The following is a 23,640-nucleotide window of genomic DNA, read 5'->3' on the forward strand; positions in this document are numbered from 1 at the left end:
TTTTTGGGTGTCCTTAAAAATTGGGGGGGGGGGGGGGGGGGGCCGGCTTGGGGGCGGGGGGGTCCACCCGGCCACCCGGTTTTCGCCCCCCCCCCCCCCCCCCCCCGCTCCCACAGGGGCCGCATTCCTTCTGTCTATTCGCGGTATCCTGCTTGTTCTGAATACGGATTTTTTTCCATGCTGGTGATTTCCAACAACGTGCATCTGCCGGATGCCGAGATCGAGTTGACGGCCATTCGCGCCCAAGGCGCCGGTGGGCAGAACGTAAATAAGGTTTCCAGCGCCATGCACCTGCGCTTCGACATTCCGGCCTCGTCCTTGCCCGAGTTCTACAAGGAACGGCTGCTGGCGCTGCGTGACAGTCGCATCACCAGCGACGGCGTGTTGATCATCAAGGCTCAGCAATATCGCACGCAGGAACAGAACCGCGCCGATGCGCTGGAGCGCCTGACCGAGTTGATCCTCAGTGCCACCAAAGTCGAGAAGAAGCGCCGTCCGACCAAGCCGACCCTCGGTTCGAAGAAGCGTCGGCTCGAATCCAAGACCAAGCGCGGCAGCATCAAGGCTGGGCGCGGAAAGGTCGACTTTTAACGCGCTTCTCTTTCTTCGCGATACTTTGGCGCCTGCCGGTACAAGTAAACGCTTAGTATCAATCCGCTCAAAGCGGCCAACGCAGCAAACAGGAAGATCGAGGCAAACCCGAATCCAGCCGCAATCGCACCCGCCAGCGGTCCGGTGATCCCCAGCGACAAATCGATGAACAACGAATACGCCCCGACTGCCGCGCCACGGCTGGAGGCGGGCACCAGGTTGACCGCTTCCACGCCCAAGGCCGGGAACACCAGCGAAAAACCGAAACCGCTCAGCGCCGCGCCGGCCAGTGCCCAATGGGCATCGGGTGCCAGCCACAGCAGCAACAGTCCGAGGGTTTCCACCGACAAGCAGGCAATCGCCACGCGAAAGCCGCCGAGGCGATTGATCAGGTTACCGAACAACAATCGCGCACCGATAAAACTGGCGCCAAACAGGCTCAGGCACAGCACCGCGTTGGACCACTGCTGAGTGGCGTAATACAGGGTAATGAATGTGGCGATGGTGCCAAAGCCGATGGAACCCAAGGCCAGACCGCAACCGTGAGGAAACACCCGCCCCAGCACGTGCATGAACGGCAGGCGTTCGCCGACAACGATCGGTGCGGCGGTTTTTGGCCAGGCCAGCGCCAGACCCAGAACGGCCAACAGCACGATACTCACGCCCATGCTCCACAAACCCAGTTGACTCACCAGTAACACCCCCAGCGGCGCGCCGACCGCCAGCGCACCGTAACTGGCGATGCCGTTCCAGGAGATGACCTTGGCGGTGTTCGCTGCGCCGACCCGGCCGATGCCCCAGCCGATCGACCCGGAACCGACCAGGCTTTCCGCGCTGCCGAGCACCAGTCGGCCGATCAACAGGCTGATCAGGCTTAATGTCGGCAGGCTTTGCGTCCAGGCCGAAATCAACATGAACACACCGCTCAAACCACAGCCGGCGAGGCCGTACATCACCGCCAGTTTGCTGCCCTTGTTGTCGATGATGCGCCCGGCGTAAGGACGGCTGAGCAGGGTGGCCAGGTATTGCACGCTGATCACCAGCCCGGCGATCACGGCGCCGAAACCGAGGTCGCTGTGGACGTAGCCCGGCAATACAGCCAGGGGAATGCCGATATTCAGGTAACCGATGAACGTGAACAGGACGATGGAAACGACTTGCAGCGTGACCGCCATGGGGCGCTGGGTTTCTGACATGGGTAAAGGTCCACGGGGCAGCAGGATAGATAGGCTGCTTATGATAGCGGCGTGAACGGTCGCGGGGCGTGAAAAAGTAAAACTATTTGCCAGGCGGGGTGAGTCAGGTTTTGGCGGGGGCAACCAGTTGCGTCGTGACCAGAGCGGCCAGGGCGTTTTCTTCGCTGCCGAAGCGGGCCAGCAACGCGGCTTGTTTCTCGGGGGAAAGGCGGTTCCAGATCTCGATCATCTTCTCGGCGGTGCCGATCAGGACGCTGGCCTGGGTTGCACTGAATTCGTCGGTCATGGGAAAGCTCAAGGTTCAGGCGGTGTGGAAAGCGCATATTAGCGCTTTCCACACGGTCTGGTCGTGCGGGTGGATCAGTCTTCGCTGTCGGCCTGGCGGCGTTCAGGTGCTTCTTTCATCTCGGGCTGTTGGGCACCGGCTTGTTGCGTGGTTGTCTGCTCAGTTTCGTGCAGGCTTGGGAAGGGGAGATTAGGGATCTCGTGCATGTCGCGCTCCTCGCTAAGTCTGTTGATAGATCTGGTAGATCCGCGCTTTTAAAAAAGCCTGCGCAGGATACAGCAGGAGAAATGACAAATAGACTTTTATATCCATTTGTTGCGACGGATGGGATTGTCTAGACAGGTCTGTGTAGGCGCTGGTGGAGCCTGCGATGATCGTTCCCACGCTCTGCGTGGGAATGCCTCAATGGACGCTCTGCGTCCGCTGTTGGGACGCGGAGCGTCCCGGGCTGCATTCCCACGCGGAGCGTGGGAACGATCATTGGGGGAGGGTTATTTGCAGACGTCAGCGATGGCTTCTGCCAGCAGATCCAGGCGTGTCGCATCAATCCCCGCCACGTTAGCCCGGCCTGAGCTGACCATGTAAACGCTGTGGCGTTCACGCAGCTGTTTGACCTGCTCCGACGACAAACCGGTGTAGGAAAACATCCCGCGTTGCACACCGATGTGCGCAAATCGCTCGCGCAAGCCATGGGGTTCAAGTGCTTCGACCAGACCGCTGCGCAACTGGGCGATACGCAAACGCATGGCTTCCACTTCGTCGGCCCAGCGGCTTTTCAGCTCTGGATCGCCGAGGATGGTCGCGACCACGGCGGCGCCATGATCCGGTGGCGTCGACCATAGGTTACGGGCGATGTTGGCCAGTTGGCTGCGGATATCCACCAGCTTGTCGGCGGTTTTCGCGCAGACAATCAGTGCGCCGGTGCGGTCGCGGTACAGGCCGAAGTTCTTCGAGCAGGAACTGGTGATCAGCACTTCCGGCAACTCGGCGGCGAACAACCGCGTCGACCAGGCATCTTGCTCCAGGCCGTCGCCGAACCCCTGATAGGCGAAGTCGATCAGAGGTAGCAAATCGCGACTGCGTACCACGTCCAGCACCCGACGCCAATCGTCATGGGACAAATCGAAACCGGTCGGGTTGTGGCAGCATGCGTGCAGCAGCACCACATCGCCTTTGGGTGCTTGATTGAGCACCGCCAGCATCGCTTCCACATCGAGACGGTTGTCGCTGCCCACGTACGGGTAATGACTGACCTTGACCCCGGCCGCCGCGAAAATGGTTTCGTGGATCGGCCAGGTCGGGTTGCTCAACCACACGCCACGGCCCGGCAAGCATTGGGCGATGAAGTCAGCGCTCAAACGCAATGCGCCAGTGCCGCCCGGCGTTTGAGTGGCGCCGGCCCGTTGTTCGGCGATCAGCGCTGAATCAGCGCCAAGCACCAACTCGTTGATCACCTTGCCGAACGCTGCATCGCCGTGACCGCCGATGTAGGTCTTGGTGGGCTGACGATCCACCAGGCGCTGCTCGGCGAGCTTCACCGCTTCGGGGATTGGCGTCAGGCCCTGGGCGTCTTTGTAGACACCCACGCCAAGGTCGAATTTGCGCGGGTTAGGGTCCTGCGCAAAGGCCTCCATCAGGCCGAGAATCGGGTCGCCTGGTACTCGACCGATGGCGTCGAAATGCATTATTTGCGGCCCTCGGCGTTCTTCGCCACTTCGTCAGTGCGCGCGGCCATGATGAAATCGTTGCGGTGCAGGCCTTTGATGGAGTGGCTCCACCAGGTCACGGTGACTTTGCCCCACTCGGTCAGCAGGCCTGGGTGGTGACCTTCGGCCTCGGAAATTTCACCGACGGCGTTGGTGAACGCCAGCGCGTGTTTGAAGTTCTTGAACAGGAAAACTTTTTCCAGCTGCATCACGCTGTCGCGAACTTCGATGTTCCAGTCAGGGATCTGCTTGATCAGGATCGGCAATTCTTCGTCGCTGACCTGAGGGGCGTCGGCGCGGCAGGCTTCGCAATGGGCTTGGTTTAATGTGGACATGATGTGTTCCTGAAATCGAGTGTTTTGAAAAACGGTCGTCAGTGGGACCACGCTAAAGCAAAGCGGCGATCCGTAACAGACTCACTTGATGCCAAAAGACGCGGGTCACGCGGCTTTTGGCGGAAATTTCGGCGCGCGCAACCCCAGCTGCATACCTTGCTTGACCATGCCCATGATGTCTTCGTGGGCCAGATCGAACAGGCGCTTGAGGTTCGGCAGGACAAAGTACAGCGGTTGCAGAATGTCGATGCGGTACGGCGTGCGCATGCATTCCAGCGGGTCGAAGGCCTGATGCTCAGGCTCGTTCGACAAGCAGTAAACGGTTTCTTTGGGCGAGGACAGAATGCCGCCGCCATAGATGCGCAGGCCTTGCGGCGTGTCGACCAGGCCGAACTCGATGGTCATCCAGTACAGGCGCGCCAGGTACACGCGTTCTTCCTTGGAGGCCTGTAGGCCCAGTTTGCCGTAGGTGTGGGTGAATTCGGCAAACCAGGGGGTGGTCAGCAGCGGACAGTGGCCAAAGATCTCGTGGAAAATGTCCGGTTCTTGCAGGTAATCCAGCTCTTCGCGGGTACGAATAAACGTCGCCACCGGGAACTGCTTGTTCGCCAGCAATTCGAAAAAGGTCTGGAAGGGAATCAGTGCGGGGACTCGGGCAACCTGCCAACCGGTGGTTTCACCGAGGACCTTGTTGATTTCACCGAGTTGCGGAATGCGGTCGTGGGGCAGACCGAGTTTTTCGATACCGTCCAGGTATTCCTGGCACGCACGGCCCTCGACCACTTTCAGTTGGCGAGTGATCAGCGTGTTCCACACCGCGTGTTCTTCGGCGGGGTAGTCGATAAAACCTTGCGCATCGGGCTCACGAGCCACGTATTGCGTCTGCTTCATGCTGCTCTCCTGCTAGGGGATTCGTTCTTGTTGTGTGTACAGCTATGGACCTAGAAATACTCCAAGGCGTGCGGTGTTGCAGCAGGTGATTGTCGTTGCATGCAGGAAAAATCTGCACTTTTCGTAAAATATTCGTTACGGATTGATCGCTGTGGCGCAAGTATTGATATTTGCGGGTTTGAAATGGCTCACAGGTGTCACATAATCTTGACGACTATTTGAGTGCCTCGGCAGAAAAATACGTCGGTCTGGCAAGTACCCCTGTGGGAGCGGGTTGTGGTGAGGGGGCTTGCCCCCGTTGGGCTGCGAAGCAGCCCCAAAATCTCTGATGCGCCAAAGATCTTGTGAGTGCTGCGCACTCAAACGGGGGCAAGCCCCCTCACCACGGCCCGCTCCCACAGGTTGTGCGCTCGGCATCAACCTCACTCACCGTTTTGTGGGCCTTTATATGCGTATCAAAGTTCACTGCCAGAACCGCATCGGTATTCTGCGCGACATTCTCAACCTGCTGGTCGAGTACGGGATCAACGTCGCTCGCGGCGAAGTGGGCGGTGAGCACGGCAATGCGATCTACCTGCACTGCCCGAACCTGATCAACATTCAGTTTCAGGCGTTGCGTCCGAAGTTTGAGGCGATTGGCGGAGTATTCGGCGTCAAGCGCGTAGGGCTGATGCCCAGCGAGCGTCGGCACATGGAGCTCAATGCCTTGCTTGGTGCCTTGGAGTTTCCGGTGCTGTCGATCGACATGGGCGGCTCCATCGTCGCGGCCAACCGTGCGGCTGCGCAGTTGCTCGGGGTGCGGGTGGACGAGGTGCCGGGGATTCCGCTGTCGCGGTACGCCGAGGATTTCGATCTGCCGGAACTGGTGCGGGCCAACAAGTCACGGATCAACGGCTTGCGGGTCAAGGTCAAGGGCGATGTGTTTCTCGCCGACATCGCGCCGCTGCAATCGGAGCATGACGAAAGCGAGGCCATGGCCGGTGCGGTGTTGACGTTGCACCGGGCGGACCGGGTGGGCGAGCGCATCTATAACGTGCGCAAGCAGGAATTGCGCGGCTTCGACAGTATTTTCCAAAGCTCGAAAGTGATGGCGGCGGTGGTGCGCGAAGCGCGGCGCATGGCCCCGCTGGATGCGCCGCTATTGATAGAAGGCGAAACCGGCACCGGCAAAGAGTTGTTGGCGCGGGCCTGTCACTTGGCGAGCCCGCGTGGGCAGTCACCGTTGATGGCGCTCAACTGTGCCGGTCTGCCGGAGTCCATGGCCGAGACCGAATTGTTCGGCTACGGTCCTGGTGCCTTCGAAGGCGCGCGGGCCGAAGGCAAGCTTGGGCTGTTGGAGCTGACGGCGGGCGGTACGTTGTTCCTCGACGGCGTCGGTGAAATGAGCCCTCGCTTGCAGGTGAAATTGCTGCGCTTTCTGCAGGACGGTTGCTTCCGTCGTGTCGGCAGCGATGAAGAGGTCTATCTGGATGTGCGGGTGATCTGCGCAACGCAAGTGGATTTGTCCGAGCTGTGCGCTCGCGGTGAGTTTCGCCAGGATTTGTACCACCGTTTGAACGTGCTCTCGCTGCACATCCCGCCGCTGCGCGAATGCCTCGACGGACTGGCGCCGCTGGTGGAGCACTTCCTCGATCAGGCCAGTCGGCAGATCGGTTGCCCGTTGCCGAAACTGGCGCCAGCGGCCATGGAACGGCTCAGTCACTATCACTGGCCGGGCAATGTGCGACAGTTGGAAAACGTACTGTTCCAGGCGGTTTCCCTGTGCGACGGCGGGACGGTCAAAGCTGAACATATTCGTCTGCCGGATTACGGTGTGCGTCAGCCCCTCGGCGATTTTTCGCTTGAGGGTGGTTTGGACGAGATTGTCGGGCGCTTTGAGAAAGCGGTGCTGGAGCGTTTGTATTCCGAGCATCCGAGCAGTCGGCAACTGGGCAAGCGGTTGGGGGTTTCGCATACGACCATTGCCAATAAGTTGCGTGAGTATGAGGTTGGTAAAGACAACACCTGACTGATCGTTCCCACGCTCTGCGTGGGAATGCCTCAATGGACGCTCTGCGTCCGCTCTTGGGACGCGGAGCGTCCCGGGCTGCATTCCCACGCAGAGCGTGGGAACGATCAGGTGACGGAAACTGAGGATTGCCGCGAAGCGGCATAACACCGCCGGTTTTTCGTCTTCGATACATTCCCCCAATCCCCTCTGAATCCCTCAAGTCCTTTGTTTGCCGGGCCCTGCGCCGCCAGAAAAAAGTTGGTCTGCAAATTGCTTATGGCTCAGCAGTACAGCGGTGGGCGGCAAACGTCCGGCATGCAGAGGAAAGAGTGTGGACAAGTACCTTTATGTGGCAATGACCGGCGCCAGCCAGAATGCACTGGCGCAGAAGGCTCATGCCAACAACCTGGCGAACATCTCTACCAACGGTTTTCAGAAGGACCTGGAACAGGCTCGTTCGATGCCAGTGTTTGGTGACAGCTTTCCGGCGCGTGCGTTTGCCATGAGCGAACGTCCGGCCACCGACTTCTCCCCTGGCTCGCTGGTAGAAACCGGTCGCGACCTCGATGTCGCGGTGCAAGGCAACGGCTGGATCGCCGTGCAGAACCCCGATGGCGGTGAAAGCTACGTGCGCACCGGCAGCTTGAACGTTGACGCCCTGGGCGTGCTGCGTGCCGGCAACGGTATGCCGGTGGTAGGCAATGGCGGGCCGATTGCCGTGCCGCCCGAGCAGCAAATCGAAGTCGGCGAAGACGGCACCATCAGTATTCGTGCGATGGGCGAAGGTCCACGGGTGATGGCCGAAGTCGACCGCATCAAACTGGTCAACCCGGACTTCAAGAACATGACCAAAGGCCTGGACGGTTCGATCCACACCAAGGACGGCAAGCCGGCGCAGGCCGATGCCAACGTCAAACTGGTGTCCGGGTTCCTTGAGTCGAGCAACGTCAATGCCGTGGAAGAAATGACTTCGGTGCTGGCGCTGGCCAAGCAGTTCGAGCTGCACATCAAGATGATGAACACCGCCAAAGACGATGACCAGGCCATGGCTCGGGTCTTGCAGATCAGCTAATTATCAGAACGTCGCGCCGTAAAACAGGCGCACGAGGAGAATCGAATGCTTCCGGCTCTATGGGTTGCCAAAACAGGTCTGTCCGCCCAGGACACCAACCTCACCACCATTTCCAACAACCTGGCGAACGTATCGACCACGGGTTTCAAACGTGACCGCGCCGAGTTCCAGGACTTGCTGTATCAGATCAAACGCCAGCCAGGCGCCCAGTCGACCCAGGACAGCGAATTGCCGTCGGGTCTGCAAGTGGGTACCGGTGTGCGCATCGTCGGCACCCAGAAAAACTTCACCGCCGGCAGCCTGCAAACCACCGAGCAACCGTTGGACATGGCCATCGACGGTCGCGGTTTCTTCCAGATCCTGCAGCCGGACGGCACCACGTCCTACACCCGTGACGGTACGTTCCACCTGGATTCCAACGGCCAGATCGTCAACGCCAGCGGTTTCGCCCTTGAACCGGCTATTGTCATTCCGAACGACGCCCAGACCTTCACCGTCGGTCGTGACGGCACCGTGTCCATCACCGTCGCCGGCAACCCGGCCTCTCAGGTGATCGGCAACCTGCAAACCGCCGACTTCATCAACCCGGCCGGTCTGCAAGCGGTGGGTAACAACCTGTTCCTGGAAACCGCTGCCAGTGGCGCGCCGCAAGTCGGCACCCCGGGCCTCGCCGGTTTCGGCACCACGCTGCAGAACACTCTGGAAACCTCGAACGTCAGCACCGTAGAAGAGATGGTCAACATGATCACCACTCAGCGCGCCTACGAGATGAACTCCAAGGTGATCTCCACCGCCGATCAGATGCTCTCGTTCGTAACGCAGAATCTGTAATCAAGTCTATGAGGCGGCCATGAGGCCGCCTGCAACACCGTGAGGTAGGGTCATGAATCGCTTTGTATCTGTTCTGGCACTGAGTGGGGTCGTCGTGCTCGCGGGCTGCGTCGCTCCGCCGCCCAAGCCCAATGACCCTTACTACGCCCCGGTGTTGCCGCGCACGCCGCTGCCGGCTGCCGCCAATAACGGCTCGATCTACCAGGCCGGTTTCGAACAGAACCTGTACAGCGACCGCAAGGCGTTCCGGGTCGGTGACATCATCACCATCACCCTGAACGAGCGCACCCAGGCGAGCAAGAACGCCAACTCGCAGATCGACAAGAACAGCAAGACCGACATCGGCCTGAGCTCGTTTTTCGGGGGCGGCCTGAGCACCAGTGATCCAGTGGGCAGCGGTAGCCTGAGTCTGGACGTCGGTTATGAAGGTGACCGCGCCACCAAGGGCGACAGCAAGTCCGGCCAGAGCAACAGCCTGACCGGTTCGATCACCGTGACCGTCGCCGACGTGTTGCCCAACGGCATCATCGCCGTGCGCGGCGAGAAGTGGCTGACCCTGAATACCGGTGATGAGCTGGTGCGGATTGCCGGCCTCGTTCGCGCCGATGACATCGCCACCGACAACACCGTGTCGTCGACCCGCGTCGCCGATGCACGCATCACCTATTCGGGCACCGGTGCGTTTGCCGATGCGAGTCAGCCAGGCTGGTTCGACCGTTTCTTCCTCAGCCCGCTGTTCCCTTTCTAGGTGGCTATGTTGAATCTTAAACACCTGATGGTGGGCGTCCTCTTGCTGTCCGCGGCCTTCGACGCTCAAGCCGAGCGGCTGAAGGACATCGCCAGTATTTCCGGCGTGCGTTCCAACCAATTGATCGGCTACGGTCTGGTAGTCGGGCTTAACGGCACCGGCGATCAGACGACCCAGACCCCGTTCACCCTGCAGACCTTCAACAACATGCTTTCGCAGTTCGGCATCAAGGTGCCGGCAGGTTCGGGCAACGTGCAATTGAAGAACGTCGCGGCGGTGTCGATCAGTGCTGATCTGCCGGCGTTCGCCAAGCCGGGTCAACAGATAGATATCACCGTTGCGTCCATCGGTAACTCCAAGAGCCTGCGTGGCGGTACGTTGTTGCTGACGCCGCTCAAAGGGATCGACGGCAACGTCTACGCCGTCGCTCAGGGCAACCTGGTGGTTGGCGGTTTCGATGCCGAAGGACGTGACGGTTCGAAGATCACCGTCAACGTTCCGTCGGCCGGTCGCATCCCTGGCGGTGCGTCGGTCGAGCGTGCCGTGCCAAGCGGTTTCAATCAGGGCAACAGCCTGACCCTGAACCTCAACCGTTCGGACTTCACTACCGCCAAGCGCATCGTCGACAAGATCAACAACATGCTTGGCCCTGGCGTCGCTCAGGCCATCGACGGTGGTTCGATTCGCGTGACTGCGCCACTCGACCCGAGCCAGCGGGTCGACTATTTGTCGATCCTCGAAAACCTCGAAGTCGACCCGGGCCAGGCGGTGGCGAAAGTCATCATCAACTCGCGCACCGGCACCATCGTGATCGGCCAGAACGTCAAGGTTTCCCCGGCCGCCGTGACCCACGGCAGCCTGACCGTAACCATCACCGAAGACCCGATCGTCAGCCAGCCCGGCCCTTTGTCCAATGGGCAGACGGCAGTGGTGCCGCGCTCGCGGGTCAACGCTCAGCAAGAAGCCAAGCCGATGTTCAAGTTTGGCCCGGGCACCACTCTCGACGAAATCGTCCGTGCGGTGAACCAGGTCGGCGCGGCACCGGGTGACTTGATGGCGATCCTCGAAGCGCTGAAGCAGGCCGGTGCGTTGCAAGCCGATCTGATCGTAATCTGAGGGCGGCGACCATGGATATGCGCAAAAGCGGTCTGGTCAGCAGCAGCGATTCGGGTTCCTACTCGGACCTGAATCGCCTGAACCAGCTCAAGGTCGGCGACAAGAACAGCGATGCGAACATGCGCAAAGTGGCGCAGGAATTCGAATCGCTATTTCTTGGTGAAATGCTCAAGTCCATGCGTTCGGCCACCGAAGCGCTGGGCCAGGACAACCCGCTCAACACGCCGGCAGCCAAGCAATACCAGGAAATGTACGACCAGCAGTTGGCCGTTTCCCTGTCCCGCGAAGGCGGCGGTATTGGCCTGGCGGACGTACTGATGCGCCAGATGTCGAAGAACAAACCGATGGCGCCGGGTGAGGCGGCAGCAGCGTCTGCCGCCAAGCAAGCTGCCGCGAAAGCCGCCGTGGAAACACCGATTGCCGCCGGTACGGTCGCCACCAACGGGCCGCTGTCGCGTCTCAATGGTGAGCGCCCGTTGTGGGCTTCGCGCTCGGTGAAGACGCCGACAAGCGCGGGCGAGGGCGCTCATCGCAATGACATGGCGCTGATCAATCAGCGGCGTCTGGCGCTGCCGCCGAAACTGGCTGATCGTTTGCTCGCCGGGCTGGTGCCGTCGGCATCGACCGCTGCAACAACCGCCACAACGGCGCAGAACACTATCCAGATGCCGCAGAGCACCAAGACCGGTTCCGGCCCTCTGTACAACGGCGATTGGCTGGCTGGGCAAACGGATACAGCGGCCAGCGGGCGCCTGCAGATTTATGGGCGTTCCATGGCTCAAATACCCCTGGCGCCGGCGAAGAAAGCCTTCAGTTCCGCCGACGAATTCGTCAACACCATGCTGCCAATGGCCAAAGAAGCTGCCGACCGTATCGGTGTCGATCCACGTTACCTGGTGGCTCAGGCTGCCCTGGAAACCGGTTGGGGCAAATCGGTCATGCGCGCCCAGGATGGCAGCAGCCACAACCTGTTCGGCATCAAGGCCAGCAGTAACTGGAAGGGCGATTCGGCGCGGGCGATCACCAGCGAATTCAGAAACGGCGAGATGGTCAAGGAGACGGCCGAGTTCCGTTCCTACGGCTCTTACAAAGACAGCTTCCATGACCTTGTAACGCTGCTGCAAAGCAATAATCGCTATCAAGATGTGCTGAAGTCGGCCGATAACCCAGAACAGTTTGTACGCGAGTTGCAAAAAGCCGGGTATGCAACCGACCCGGATTACGCAAGCAAGATTTCGCAGATAGCCAAGCAGATGACGAGTTACCAAAACTACGCTGCGGCGGGCGCTTCCACTACGCCTTTATAGGCATAAGGCATAAGGTCTGAACCATGAGTTTGCTCAATATCGGGATGTCGGGTTTATCCGCGGGCCAAACCGCGTTGATGGTTACCGGTAATAACATTGCCAACGCCGACACCTCCGGTTATTCACGCCAACAAACCGTGCAAGGCACCAAGGCCTCGAATCAGTTCGGCAATGTCTTTATCGGCAGCGGTACGACCCTCGCTGATGTACGTCGGGTGTACAACAGCTACCTCGATGCGCAGCTGCAGACCACCACTTCGCTTAACAGCGACTCGGCTGCCTACGCCGGGCAGATCAGCCCGCTCGATGCCTTGCTGTCGGACAGCGGCACAGGCCTCAATGGCGCCTTGACCAAGTTCTTCGCCTCGGTACAGAACGTCAATGCCAAACCGGGTGACGATGCTTCCCGGCAACTGCTGCTCAGCGATGCGCAAGCCCTGAGCAACCGGTTCAACTCGATCTCCAGCCAATTGACGACGCAGAACGCGAACATCAACGGCAACCTGACGGACATGGCCGATCAGATCAACAAGCTGGCGGCCACCGTGGCCCAGCTGAACCAGAAGATTTCTGAAGTTTCCAAAGCCGGCGGCCAGCCTAACGACTTGCTCGATGCGCGCAACGAGACCGTACGTCAATTGTCCACTTTCACCGGTGCGCAGGTGATGGAGCGTGACGGTAACCTCGACATTTACCTGGGCAGCGGTCAGCCGCTGGTCATGGGCAGCACCGCCAGCAAGCTGGAAGTGGTGCCGAGCAAAGACGACCCTTCGCGCTCGGCCATTCAGCTCAATCGTGGTTCGAGCACCATCGACATCACTTCGGTGATGACCGGTGGTGAAATGGGCGGCTTGCTGCGCTATCGCAGCACCGTGCTGGACCCGGCCATGAACGAGCTGGGGCGTGTGGCGCTGGTCGTCGCCGATCAGATGAATACCATCCAGGCCCAGGGCATCGACAAGAACGGTGACTTCGGTTCGAACCTGTTCAACAGCATCAACAGTGCCGCGCAAATGGCTCAGCGCAGCGTCGCCACGGTCGGCAATAGCGCCGGCTCGGGCAACTTCGAGGTGAGCATCGAGGACAGCGGCAAGCTGACCATCAACGATTACAAGGTCACCTTCACCAGCGCCACGAACTACACCGTGCAGCGCCTGCCTGAAGGCACCGCCATGGGCGCGTTCAGTACGCTGACCACGCCGCCGCCAGTGGTCGATGGTTTCTCGATGAAGCTCACCGGTGGCACCGCAGCCGCCGGCGACACCTTCAAGATCACCCCGACCCGCAACGCGGCGACCACCATCAAGACCGAGATGACCGACTCCAAACGTCTGGCCATCGCGGCACCGTTGGGCGCGGCCATTGCTGCGGGCGGCAGCGGCACACTGACGATTCCGGCCAGCGGTCAACCGACCCTGACCACGAAGTTCGATATCTACGACACGGCGACCACCACCACGATCCAGAACGGTCTGAAGACGTCGACTCCGGTCAAGATTGTGTTCGGCGCGGCGGGTGGTACGACCCAGACTTATGAAATGCTCGATGCCCAAGGCAACTCGCTCAGCACAGGCACCATCGTGCCGGGCCAGAACAATACGCTGAGCTTGACCATTCCACTGGTCGACGCCAGCGGCGCTGCGATCAATGACCCGGGACCGCCAGTTGTGCAGCGCACTGTGTCGTTTGACATGACCGTGGCCGGTTCACCAGCTAACGGCACCGGGATCAACGTCTCGCTCAGCCAACCGGGTTCGCTGGACAACCGTAACGGCACCACACTGGCCGGCTTGCAGACCAGGCAGACCGTGGACACCGGTTCGGCCAGTAACGGTATTTCCCTGAACGATGCCTACGGCAAACTGGTCTCGGGTGTTGGCGCCAAGGCGGCCCAAGGCAAGCTCGACAGCGCTGCCACCGAAGCGATCCTGGCCAACGCCAAGGGCGCTCGCGACTCGTTGTCCGGTGTCGACCTCGATGAGGAAACCGGCAACCTGGTCAAGTATCAGCAGTACTACACCGCGTCTTCGCAGATCATCAAGGCTGCGCAGGAAATCTTCAGCACACTGATCAACAGTCTTTAAGGAGTCGTAGCCCATGCGCATTTCTACCGCCCAGTTTTACGAGTCCTCTGCCGCCAACTATCAGAAGAACTTCGCCAACGTGGTCAAGAGCAGCGAAGAGGCCAGCAGCCTGGTTCGTGTGAATACCGCGGCGGATGATCCGGTCGGCGCTTCGCGTTTGCTGCAACTGGGTCAGCAGGCTTCGATGCTTGATCAGTATTCGGCCAACATGACCACCATCAAAGGCACTCTCGGTCAGACCGAAGCGGTGATGACCAGCATCGGCAACGTGCTGCAACGCGCCAAAGAGCTGGCGCTGGGCGCTGGCAACGCCGGCTATACCGATGCCGACCGCCAGGCCAACGCTTCCGAACTGGGGCAGATTGAAGAGCAACTGCTCAGCCTGATGAACACCAAGGATGAAAACGGCAAGTACATCTTCTCCGGTTCCAAGGGCGATGTGGTGCCGTTCACCCGTAACACTGATGGCAGCTACACCTACAACGGTGATCAGGTCACGCTGGATCTGCCGATCGGCGATACCCAGTCGATGGCTACCAACAGCACCGGTTGGGACGTGTTCCAGCAGGCAATCAATACCACCCGGACTCAGACCACGCTCAACGCGCCTGCGATCGATGATGGTCGTGTGGTGTTGTCCAACGGTCAGGTCGAATCCGATGTCACCTACAACGCCAAGTTCCGCAGCGGTGAGCCTTACACCGTGAATTTCCTCAGCGGCACGCAGCTGCAAATTACTGACTCGTTAGGTAATGATGTCACCGCTGAGGCCAGTCAGAACGGCGTGTTCAGTTCCACCAGTGGTGCGGCCACACAGACTGTCAGTTTTCGTGGCATTGATCTGAAGTTGAACATCAACCTGCAAGCGGGGGATGCCCCGGGAACCGTGATCACCGGGCACAGCTTCACACTGACAGCCAAGCCGGACAGTTTCAACACTTCGCGCAGCCCGGGTAACCCGTCGACCGCACTGGTGACCGACGCCTCTGTGACTAACAGCACCGACTACCACGCCAGTTTTCCGGGCGGCGGGGCGATTCTCAAGTTCACCAGTGCCACGAATTTCGAACTCTATGCCGCGCCGGTGACCGCCAATAGTAAACCGGTGTCCACCGGTACCATGGCCGGTACGACCGCGACAGCGTCGGGTGTCTCGTTCACCGTGGCCGGTACGCCGGGTGCAGGCGATCAGTTCTCTGTGGCGGTCAACACGCACCAGACCCAAAACATTCTGGACACCGTCAGCCAGCTGAAAACAGCGCTGTCGACGCCAACCAATAATAATCCGATTGCCATTCAGCAAATGAACGCTGCAGTCACTGCCGGTATTGGCAACCTGTCCAGCGGTATCGATCAACTGGCTTCCAGTATCAGTTCTGTAGGCGGTCGCGGTGCGTCATTGGTGACTCAGACCGATATCAACCAGAGTCTGGCACTCGCCAATACCCAGACCCAGTCGGCCATTCGCGATTCCGATGCGGCTGAAGTGATGACCCGCCTGACTCTGCAGCAGACCATGCTGCAAGCTTCGCAACTGGCGTTCAGCAAGATCGCCCAGTTGGGGCTGTTCAACAAAGTCTGAGTCAGGGCCTTCGCGATGATCTCGCGAAGGCTTGCGACTGCCGAGTGCAAACCGTCTTTATTCAGCGGTTCGGGGAGTTTCACTTCGTTGAAGTAAGCTCCCGCCGCTCGCGAGTTCTCCCGCCGTGAAACCAGCACCGCTTGTCACCATCGCCATTCCCGCGTTCAACCCGCAGTTCTTCCAGACGGCGCTGCAAAGCGCGCTGAATCAGACCTACGCCAATCTTGAAGTGATCGTCTGCGATGACAGTGGCGGTAACGAGATCCGCAAGATCGTCGAAGCCTGTGAGGTGCCTGTCTCGATTCGCTTGCGCTATGTGCGCAATCCGCAGCGCCTGGGTTTTCAGGCTAACCTCATGGCCTGTGCGCAAGAGGCCAGCGGTGACTATCTGAAGTTGCTGTGCGACGACGACCAACTGCTCCCTGAGTGCATCACTCAGCAGATCGTCGGCTTCATCGACCACGAAGACGTCAACCTGGTGATCGGCCAGCGGCAGTTTTACGACGGTGATTACATCCTGCTTTCCGACCGTGTGGAAAATTGCTGTTTTTCTACGGGTGTCACCTTGTTCAAGGGTGAGGATCTGCTGGGCGTTCTGGAAAGCAGTCTGATCAACTTTCTCAGTGGCCTTAGCGGGGCGTTGTTGCGAACCCGGCATGCGCTGGAGTATTTGCCGGCCCTGACTCAGATTGGCGAAGGTTTTATCGCGTGTCTGGACTTCGCCTTGTTTGCCTGCCTGCTACGGCGTGGCAATCTGGTGGTGGTGGGGCAGGTGTTGAGCCTTGAGCGTTTGCATCCAGCGCGGCTGAGCGATCAGTCGCCAGTCAAGGCTGCGGTTATGACAGAGCTTGACTGGCTCAAGCAAATGCTTGCCTTGCGCAGTGGTGAGCCGGCGCCTGCGCCGGGCTGGGTTCGTTATCTGGCACTGGCCGATGCGGTTGAGGGGCACGCCTATGCCTGGGAAGAAACCGCGCTGGGCCGGCAACTGGGCTTCATTCAAACGATGGTGCACACCCGGGTAGGCGTCGAGTGCGGCAGCTTTGCCGACATGTACCGGGAATGGCTGTCGTGCCGTCGTTTGAAACCGGCCCAGCAACGTTTGCTCGACGCCCGTTTGCAAGGTTGGCACTGGCGTCCGCGCATCGTGCCGATTGTTCTCGATAGCGAAGGCGATGTTCCGGCGCTGGAAGAGACACTCAAGAGTATTCGTCATCAGACCTACGCCGCCGAGCAAGTGGTAGTGCTGTCCCAATTGCAGCACGAACCATGCGACGGTGTGCGTTATATGCGTCTGGATGATGAGCCGGTTGCTCAATTCAATCGCCTGCTCATTCAGTTGGACAACGCAGACTGGATCTATCTGGTTCGCGCGGGTGACCGCTTGAATGAACTGGCTTTGCTGTTGCTGGCAGAGCGCATGGTGGAAATGCCTGATGTGCGCTGCCTCTACAGTGACGAGGGCGGATTGCGTGATGACGTCTCGGTCGAGCCGGTGTTCAAGCCGGACTTCAACCTGGATCTGATGCGCAGCTTTCCCTATGTCGGCCGCGTGCTGGCCCTGCAGCGGCAGCGGTTGATCGAGCTGGGTGGCATGCAAGACGGTTTTGGCGAGCTGGGTGTGCATGATCTGGTCTGGCGACTGGTGGAGAGTAACGGGCCGCACGCGATCGGGCACATTGCTGAAGTGCTCGTGGAGTCCGCTCAGTGCCTATCCCAGTGGCTCACGCAGCCGCAGATTATCGAGCAGAACCCTCGCGTGCTGGGCGCGCATCTGCAGCGGCTCGGCGCACCGCACCGAATTCGCCCCGGCAGCCAGCCGATGATCAATCGTGTGGATTATCTGCATGATGAGCCGGCCATGGTCTCGATCATCATTGTGACCCGCGACGAACTGAGTTCCCTGGAGCGTTGCGTCGAAAGTCTGTTGGAGAAAACCGCCTGCCAACGCTATGAAGTTCTCATTGTCGACAACGGCAGTACTGCCGTTGATACCTGCAACTGGCTGTCGGCCATGGAGCAAATGGGCAGTGACAAACTTCGGGTGTTGCGCTGTGATCAAGGTGACAATCTGGCGGCAGTACAGAACTTCGCTGCCGGCCACGCTCGTGGCGACTATCTGTTGTTTCTCAGTTCCTACAGTGTCGTGGTGAGCCCTGATTGGCTCGACGAGTTGCTCAATCACGCTCAGCGTCCGGAAGTCGGTGTGGTCGGCGGTCGTCTGGTGAGTCCGCAAGGACGTATCGAGGGAACGGCCCAGGTACTGGGGTTACGGGGGGCCGTCGGTGTTCCCAATCGTGGCGAGCCGCTCAACACGCCGGGTTACATGCAGCGCCAGCAGACGGTGCAGAACTTCAGTGCAGTGGGCATCGATTGCCTGCTTGTGCGCAAGAAGGTTTTTGACGAATTGCATGGCCTGGACGAGCAAAATCTGGCGCAAGCACTCAATGGCGCTGACTTTTGCCTGCGTGTTAAGCAAAACGGATACCTGGTGGTGTGGACTCCCTACGCCGAATTGATGCGAGTGGTGCCATCCTCTGCCTTCAATCCCGCTCCAAGGGTGTTGCAAGCCGAGCAGAAAAGTTTTTACCAGCGATGGTTGCCTGTGGTGGCCAGGGATCCGGCCTACAACCCCAATCTGAGCCTGGGCACCAGCAACTTCAGTCTGGAGCCGGGATTCAAGGATGGCTGGGACCCGTTCTCGCGTCAGCTTTTGCCCAAAATCCTGGCGATTCCAATCAATACCACCGCAGTGGGCCATTACCGGGTCGCTCAGCCGTTCCTTGAGTTGGAGGCGGCCGGGCGCGTAGTGGGGCACTTGAGTTATCACACGCCGACAGACATTGACCTTGAGCGGTGCTCTCCCGACGTGATCGTGTTGCAGGGGCGCTATAGCCAGAATGCGGTCGATGAGGTTGAGCGAGTCAAAAACTGCTCGCACGCTTTGCGCATCTTCGAACTTGACGATTATGTGATTGATGTTCCGAAAAAGAACGCGCACTTGCGTAAGGCCGAGGTCGGGGTCGATAAAATAGTGCGCCGTGGCATAGGGTTGTGTGATCGGGTTGTGGTCTCGACCCAGCCTTTGGCCGACGCATTGCGTGACATGCATCACGATATCCGGGTCGTTCCGAACATGCTGGCGCCGCATCTCTGGAGCGGGCTTACCAGTCAGCGCCGCACCTCTGGCAAGCCTCGTGTGGGTTGGGGCGGTGGGACGAGCCATGATGGAGATCTGGCCATCATTGCGGACGTGGTACGCCTGCTGGCCAACGAGGTCGAATGGGTGTTCTTCGGCATGTGTCCGCAAGCTTTGCGCCCGTTTGTCCATGAGTTCCATCCCAGCATCGGCCTGCAGGCTTATCCGGCCAAACTGGCCAGCCTGAACCTCGACCTGGCGCTGGCGCCACTGGAGTTTCACATCTTCAACGACTGCAAGAGCAACCTGCGTCTGCTGGAGTACGGTGCCTGCGGTTACCCGGTGATCTGCACCGACACCGAGGCCTACCGCGGCTATCTGCCCTGCACCAAGGTAGTGAGCAACAGCACCGAGGAATGGCTTGAGGCAATCCGCATGCACCTGTCCGACCCTGATGCGAGCTATCGCATGGGCGACGCACTGCGTGAGGAAGTGCTGCGTGATTACATGCTCAAGGGCAACAACCTCAACTACTGGGCCGAGGGCTGGTTGCCAAACTGATCGGACATGGATGTGCATCTGCAGGCGGCCTTGGGCCGCCTGTTTTGTTTGTGTCGAACACACCACGAATTTTTGTTGTAGCCGGCTCAAGCCCGGATTGGTTTGGGTCGATAAAGGCACCACAGCTTCGTTTATATGAAAGACCCTTCTGCGATGCGGGTTTAAACATCGCTACGGGAAAGGTATCTGGTTCAACAACATGGCAAGGAAGAAGTCGAAATGGCAGTGATAAACGGGACAAACGGCGTGGATACGCTGACAGGTACCAGTGGGGATGACGAGATCTATGCCTTGGGTGGCAATGATGTGATCAAAGGGAGTGCCGGTGCGGACAAGCTGGATGGCGGCACCGGTTCTGATACGGTCGATTACTCGGCGTCGGCCGCTGGAGTAAACGTTGAAGTCCGCTTTGGTACAGGCATGGCAGGCACCGGCGGCGATGCGGAGGGGGATACCCTGACCAATATCGAAACCGTCATTGGTTCGGCGTTCAATGACACTTTCGCCGTCGGGCCCGATCACACCGCACCCGCGATCAGGCTGGAAGGCGGTGCCGGCGACGATATCTACTACATCAACAACGCTGCTACAGCGACCATCGTCGAATTGGCGGGTGGCGGCAATGATGAAGTGCGCGTCTCGGTGATCAACCCCAGCGGCACTGTCCTGGCGGCGAACATCGAGCGATTGACCTATACCGGCAGTCAGGCCTTCACCGGTTGGGGCAATGCCAGCGACAACATCATCACCGGCGGTTCGGGCGCCGACACGCTGTACGGTGGCGCGGGCGCCGACCAGTTCATTGGTGGTGCCGGGCTGGATACTGTGGGTTACACCGACAGTACGGTTGGCGTGACGGTCAATCTGAAAACCGGTGTGAATACCGGCATTGCGGCGGGCGATACCTACACCGACATCGAGGCGATCAAGGGTTCGAACTACAACGATACCTTTGTCGGCGATAGCCGGGGCATAGACTTCGACGGCGGAGTTGGCACCGATACGGTCGACTATTCGACGTCGGCCGCCGGAGTAAACGTTGAAGTCCGTTTTGGTACGGGCATGGTCGGTACCGGTGGCGATGCCGCAGGCAGCACCCTGACCAACATCGAAACCGTCATCGGTTCGGCGTTCAACGACACGTTCGCCGTCGGCCCGGATCACACTGCACCTGCGATCAGGCTGGAAGGCGGTGCCGGCGACGATATCTACTACATCAACAATGGCGCTACAGCGTCCATCGTCGAACTGGCCGGTGGCGGCAATGACGAAGTGCGCGTGTCGGTGATCAATCCCGTCGGCACCGTCCTGGCGGCGAACATAGAACGTTTGACCTATACCGGCAGCCAGGCCTTCACTGGTTATGGCAACGCCAGCGACAACATCATCACTGGCGGTTCGGGCAACGATATGCTGTACGGTGGCGCGGGCGCCGACCAGTTCATCGGCGGTTCCGGGTTGGACACCGTGAGTTACACGGACAGTACGGCCGGCGTGACGGTCAATCTGAAAACCGGTGCGAATACCGGCATTGCGACGGGTGACACCTACACCGACATCGAGGCGATCAAGGGTTCGAACTACAACGATACCTTTGTCGGCGATAGCCGGGGCATAGACTTCGACGGCGGAGTTGGCACCGATACGGTCGACTATTCGACGTCGGCCGCCGGAGTAAACGTTGAAGTCCGTTTTGGTACGGGCATGGTCGGTACCGGTGGCGATGCCGCAGGCAGCACCCTGACCAACATCGAAACCGTCATCGGTTCGGCGTTCAACGACACGTTCGCCGTCGGCCCGGATCACACTGCACCTGCGATCAGGCTGGAAGGCGGTGCCGGCGACGATATCTACTACATCAACAATGGCGCTACAGCGTCCATCGTCGAACTGGCCGGTGGCGGCAATGACGAAGTGCGCGTGTCGGTGATCAACCCCAACAACACCTACATGGCGGAGAATATCGAGCGTCTGACCTATGTCGGCACTGCCGCGTTCACCGGTTGGGGCAACGCCAGCGACAACATCATCACCGGCGCTTCGGGCAACGATACGCTGTACGGTGGCGTGGGCGCCGACCAGTTCATCGGTGGTGCCGGTTATGACACCGTCGGCTATACCGACAGCAAAGTGGCGGTGAGCATCAACCTGAAGACCGGTGTGTATTCAGGGATCGCGGCGGGAGACACTTTCACCGACATCGAAGCGATCAAGGGCTCCAACCTCAACGACACCTTTGTCGGCGATGGCCGGGGCATGGACTTCGATGGCGGGGTCGGTACCGACACGGTCGATTACTCGGCGTCGGCTGCCGCGGTAAACGTTGAGGTTCGCTTTGGCACAGGCATCGCTGGTACAGGAGGGGATGCCGAAGGCAGCACCCTGGCCAATATCGAGAACGTCATCGGCTCGGCATACAACGACACGTTCACCGTCGATCCGGATCACACTGCACCTGCGATCAGGCTGGAAGGCGGTGCCGGCGATGATATCTACTACATCAACAGCAGCGCCACGCCGACCATCGTCGAGCAAGCCGATGGCGGCAACGATGAAATGCGTGTGTCGTTGGTCAATCCCAGCCACACGTATATGGCAGCCAACATCGAGCGCCTGACCTTCGTCGGCACTGGCGCGTTCACCGGTTGGGGTAATGCTGGCGACAACATCATCACCGGTGGCTCGGGCAACGACACCCTGTACGGCGGCGCGGGGGCCGACCAGTTTATCGGTGGAGCCGGCCTCGACACTGCGGGTTATCTCGACAGTACCGTGGCGGTGAGTATCAACCTGAAGACGGGTGTGCATTCCGGGATCGCGGCAGGCGACACCTTCACCGCAATTGAAGTGATCAGAGGGTCGAACTACAACGACACCTTCTATGGCGGTACCACTGCGATGGGTCTGGATGGTGCAGGCGGCCAAGATCTGGTCACCTATGAGCAATCCGACAGTGCCGTGAACATCGACCTGAAAACCAAAGCCAACACCGGCGACGCTGCTGGTGATACCTACACCGGGATCGAGATATTCCAGGGCAGCAACTTTGGCGACACGTTGTCCGGATCGACCGGCGTCGACATTTTGATCGGTGGTGCCGGTGCGGATGTGATCGATGGGCGCGAAGGTCTGGACAGTGCCTGGTACATCACCAGTGCCACCGCCGTGAACATCAACCTGTTGACGGGCGTCAATCAGGGCGGCGATGCGCAAGGTGATGTATTGAGCAACATCGAGCGCGTAGTGGGCAGTCACTTCGATGACACCCTGACCGGTGATGCCAGCGTCAACTACCTTGAAGGCGGGTTGGGTAACGACGTCATCTACGGTGGCGACGGCAACGACTACCTCTATGGCGGGCTGGTGTCCCCGATCGGGCCATTCACGCTGGATGGTCTGATCAATGGGCCGCAGGCTGACACCTTGTATGGCGGCAATGGCAACGACACCATCGTCACCGCTGCCAACGACGAGGGTAGCCAGGCTTATGGTGAAGCGGGAGGCGACGTCATCACGGTGGTTCACGGCATGGCCGACGGTGGTGACGGCAATGATTTGTTGACCGGCACGGGCTTGGGCTTTTCGCTGTTTGGTGGTGTGGGTGATGACAAATTGGTGCTGCAAGCCAGCGGGTCCGCCTTTGGTGGCGAGGGTGACGATACCTACAACGTCAACACCTCGGCATTGGTGACGATCCAGGACGATGGTGTCAGCGGCTCCGACAAAATAGTGCTGTCGTACATCAGTAGTGCCGAACTGCTGGTTGATCGTGTCGGTAATGATCTCTACCTGCACAGATCAAGTGTTAGTCCAGGAGAGGTTCCGCAGGAAGGTGTACAGCTCAAGGACTGGTTTGCCGGTTCCGATACCATCGAGCAAATCCAGACGGCGGACGGACAGCTCTTCAGCCTGCCGGCCAACAGTGATGCGTTTGCCATGTTCGGCTGATACCTGAATCAGGCGCCTTCTCTCCTGCAACGGGATTGAAGGTGTCCGCTTTTCGCTTGGGGGGGCGAACCCGGTCTGCATGTCCGGATTCGTCCCTTTTTTGTGCCTTCTATCTGGACTCATGAGCTGGCGCGTTTCCTGCAAGTCCCCCTCATATCGCCATAAAACGAGCGCTTGCGGCCGGTACGCAGCGTCTGACACGGCAGAGCGTTTTAGCCAGACAGCCCGCAAAAGCCTGAAATAGCTTGGCCGAGCTCTGT

General features: G+C 59.6%; 17 protein-coding genes. 11 read left to right on the forward strand and 6 right to left on the reverse strand.

Annotation, left to right across the window (positions count from 1 at the left end):
- The first annotated feature begins 177 nt into the window (after positions 1-177).
- On the forward strand, positions 178-591 hold the full coding sequence (arfB, locus tag ACZ9IM_RS02155) for an alternative ribosome rescue aminoacyl-tRNA hydrolase ArfB (RefSeq protein WP_427627775.1): 414 nt from the start codon (positions 178-180) through the stop codon (positions 589-591).
- Here arfB and ACZ9IM_RS02160 read toward each other — a convergent pair.
- From ACZ9IM_RS02160 to phhA, 6 genes are all read right to left on the reverse strand, one after another.
- Positions 588-1,787: an MFS transporter gene (locus ACZ9IM_RS02160; RefSeq protein WP_063342884.1), complete on the reverse strand. Its 1,200-nt coding sequence runs from the start codon at positions 1,785-1,787 to the stop codon at positions 588-590. The genes arfB and ACZ9IM_RS02160 overlap by 4 nt on opposite strands.
- Positions 1,788-1,890: 103 nt before the next feature.
- On the reverse strand, positions 1,891-2,073 hold the full coding sequence (locus ACZ9IM_RS02165; RefSeq protein WP_427627779.1) for a hypothetical protein: 183 nt from the start codon (positions 2,071-2,073) through the stop codon (positions 1,891-1,893).
- A 74-nt stretch (positions 2,074-2,147) separates the two neighbouring features.
- The gene (locus ACZ9IM_RS02170) at positions 2,148-2,279 is read right to left on the reverse strand and encodes a hypothetical protein (RefSeq protein ID WP_256348506.1); all 132 of its coding nucleotides are present in this window, start codon (positions 2,277-2,279) and stop codon (positions 2,148-2,150) included.
- 285 nt (positions 2,280-2,564) lie between these two features.
- Complete coding sequence (locus ACZ9IM_RS02175) at positions 2,565-3,758, reverse strand: amino acid aminotransferase (RefSeq protein ID WP_476223275.1); 1,194 nt, start codon at positions 3,756-3,758, stop codon at positions 2,565-2,567.
- Positions 3,758-4,114 (reverse strand): 4a-hydroxytetrahydrobiopterin dehydratase, encoded by a 357-nt coding sequence (locus ACZ9IM_RS02180; RefSeq protein WP_010457024.1) that lies wholly within the window; start codon positions 4,112-4,114, stop codon positions 3,758-3,760. The genes ACZ9IM_RS02175 and ACZ9IM_RS02180 overlap by 1 nt, the downstream gene beginning before the upstream one ends.
- Positions 4,115-4,219: 105 nt before the next feature.
- Positions 4,220-5,005, reverse strand: a complete 786-nt coding sequence (gene phhA, locus ACZ9IM_RS02185; RefSeq protein WP_476223276.1) for a phenylalanine 4-monooxygenase — start codon at positions 5,003-5,005, stop codon at positions 4,220-4,222.
- 448 nt (positions 5,006-5,453) lie between these two features.
- On the opposite strand from phhA, the gene ACZ9IM_RS02190 reads away from it, so the two are divergent.
- The 10 genes from ACZ9IM_RS02190 to ACZ9IM_RS02235 all read left to right on the forward strand — a co-directional run bounded on the left by ACZ9IM_RS02190 (position 5,454) and on the right by ACZ9IM_RS02235 (position 23,380).
- A complete protein-coding gene (locus ACZ9IM_RS02190; RefSeq protein ID WP_007902506.1) occupies positions 5,454-7,013 on the forward strand; it encodes a sigma-54-dependent phenylalanine hydroxylase transcriptional regulator PhhR in 1,560 nt (519 codons plus the stop codon).
- Between the two features lie 313 nt (positions 7,014-7,326).
- Positions 7,327-8,067, forward strand: a complete 741-nt coding sequence (locus ACZ9IM_RS02195; protein ID WP_008074885.1) for a flagellar basal body rod protein FlgF — start codon at positions 7,327-7,329, stop codon at positions 8,065-8,067.
- A 45-nt stretch (positions 8,068-8,112) separates the two neighbouring features.
- Positions 8,113-8,898, forward strand: coding sequence for a flagellar basal-body rod protein FlgG (gene flgG, locus ACZ9IM_RS02200; RefSeq protein WP_008011001.1), 786 nt, complete (start codon positions 8,113-8,115; stop codon positions 8,896-8,898).
- 52 nt (positions 8,899-8,950) lie between these two features.
- Complete coding sequence (gene flgH / locus ACZ9IM_RS02205) at positions 8,951-9,646, forward strand: flagellar basal body L-ring protein FlgH (RefSeq protein WP_052966739.1); 696 nt, start codon at positions 8,951-8,953, stop codon at positions 9,644-9,646.
- A 6-nt stretch (positions 9,647-9,652) separates the two neighbouring features.
- Complete coding sequence (locus tag ACZ9IM_RS02210) at positions 9,653-10,762, forward strand: flagellar basal body P-ring protein FlgI (RefSeq protein WP_305422688.1); 1,110 nt, start codon at positions 9,653-9,655, stop codon at positions 10,760-10,762.
- Between the two features lie 11 nt (positions 10,763-10,773).
- A complete protein-coding gene (gene flgJ, locus ACZ9IM_RS02215) occupies positions 10,774-12,069 on the forward strand; it encodes a flagellar assembly peptidoglycan hydrolase FlgJ (protein WP_476223277.1) in 1,296 nt (431 codons plus the stop codon).
- A 23-nt stretch (positions 12,070-12,092) separates the two neighbouring features.
- Entirely contained in the window at positions 12,093-14,153 is a 2,061-nt protein-coding gene (gene flgK, locus ACZ9IM_RS02220) for a flagellar hook-associated protein FlgK (RefSeq protein WP_427627789.1), read from the forward strand.
- Between the two features lie 13 nt (positions 14,154-14,166).
- Positions 14,167-15,735, forward strand: a complete 1,569-nt coding sequence (locus tag ACZ9IM_RS02225; protein ID WP_476223278.1) for a flagellar hook-associated protein 3 — start codon at positions 14,167-14,169, stop codon at positions 15,733-15,735.
- Positions 15,736-15,859: 124 nt separating this feature from the next.
- Complete coding sequence (locus ACZ9IM_RS02230) at positions 15,860-19,432, forward strand: glycosyltransferase (RefSeq protein WP_427627792.1); 3,573 nt, start codon at positions 15,860-15,862, stop codon at positions 19,430-19,432.
- A gap of 219 nt (positions 19,433-19,651) precedes the next feature.
- Entirely contained in the window at positions 19,652-23,380 is a 3,729-nt protein-coding gene (locus tag ACZ9IM_RS02235) for a beta strand repeat-containing protein (RefSeq protein WP_476223279.1), read from the forward strand.
- The last annotated feature ends 260 nt before the right edge of the window (positions 23,381-23,640 follow it).

It is taken from the genome of Pseudomonas sp. TE12508 (genome assembly GCF_056279485.1).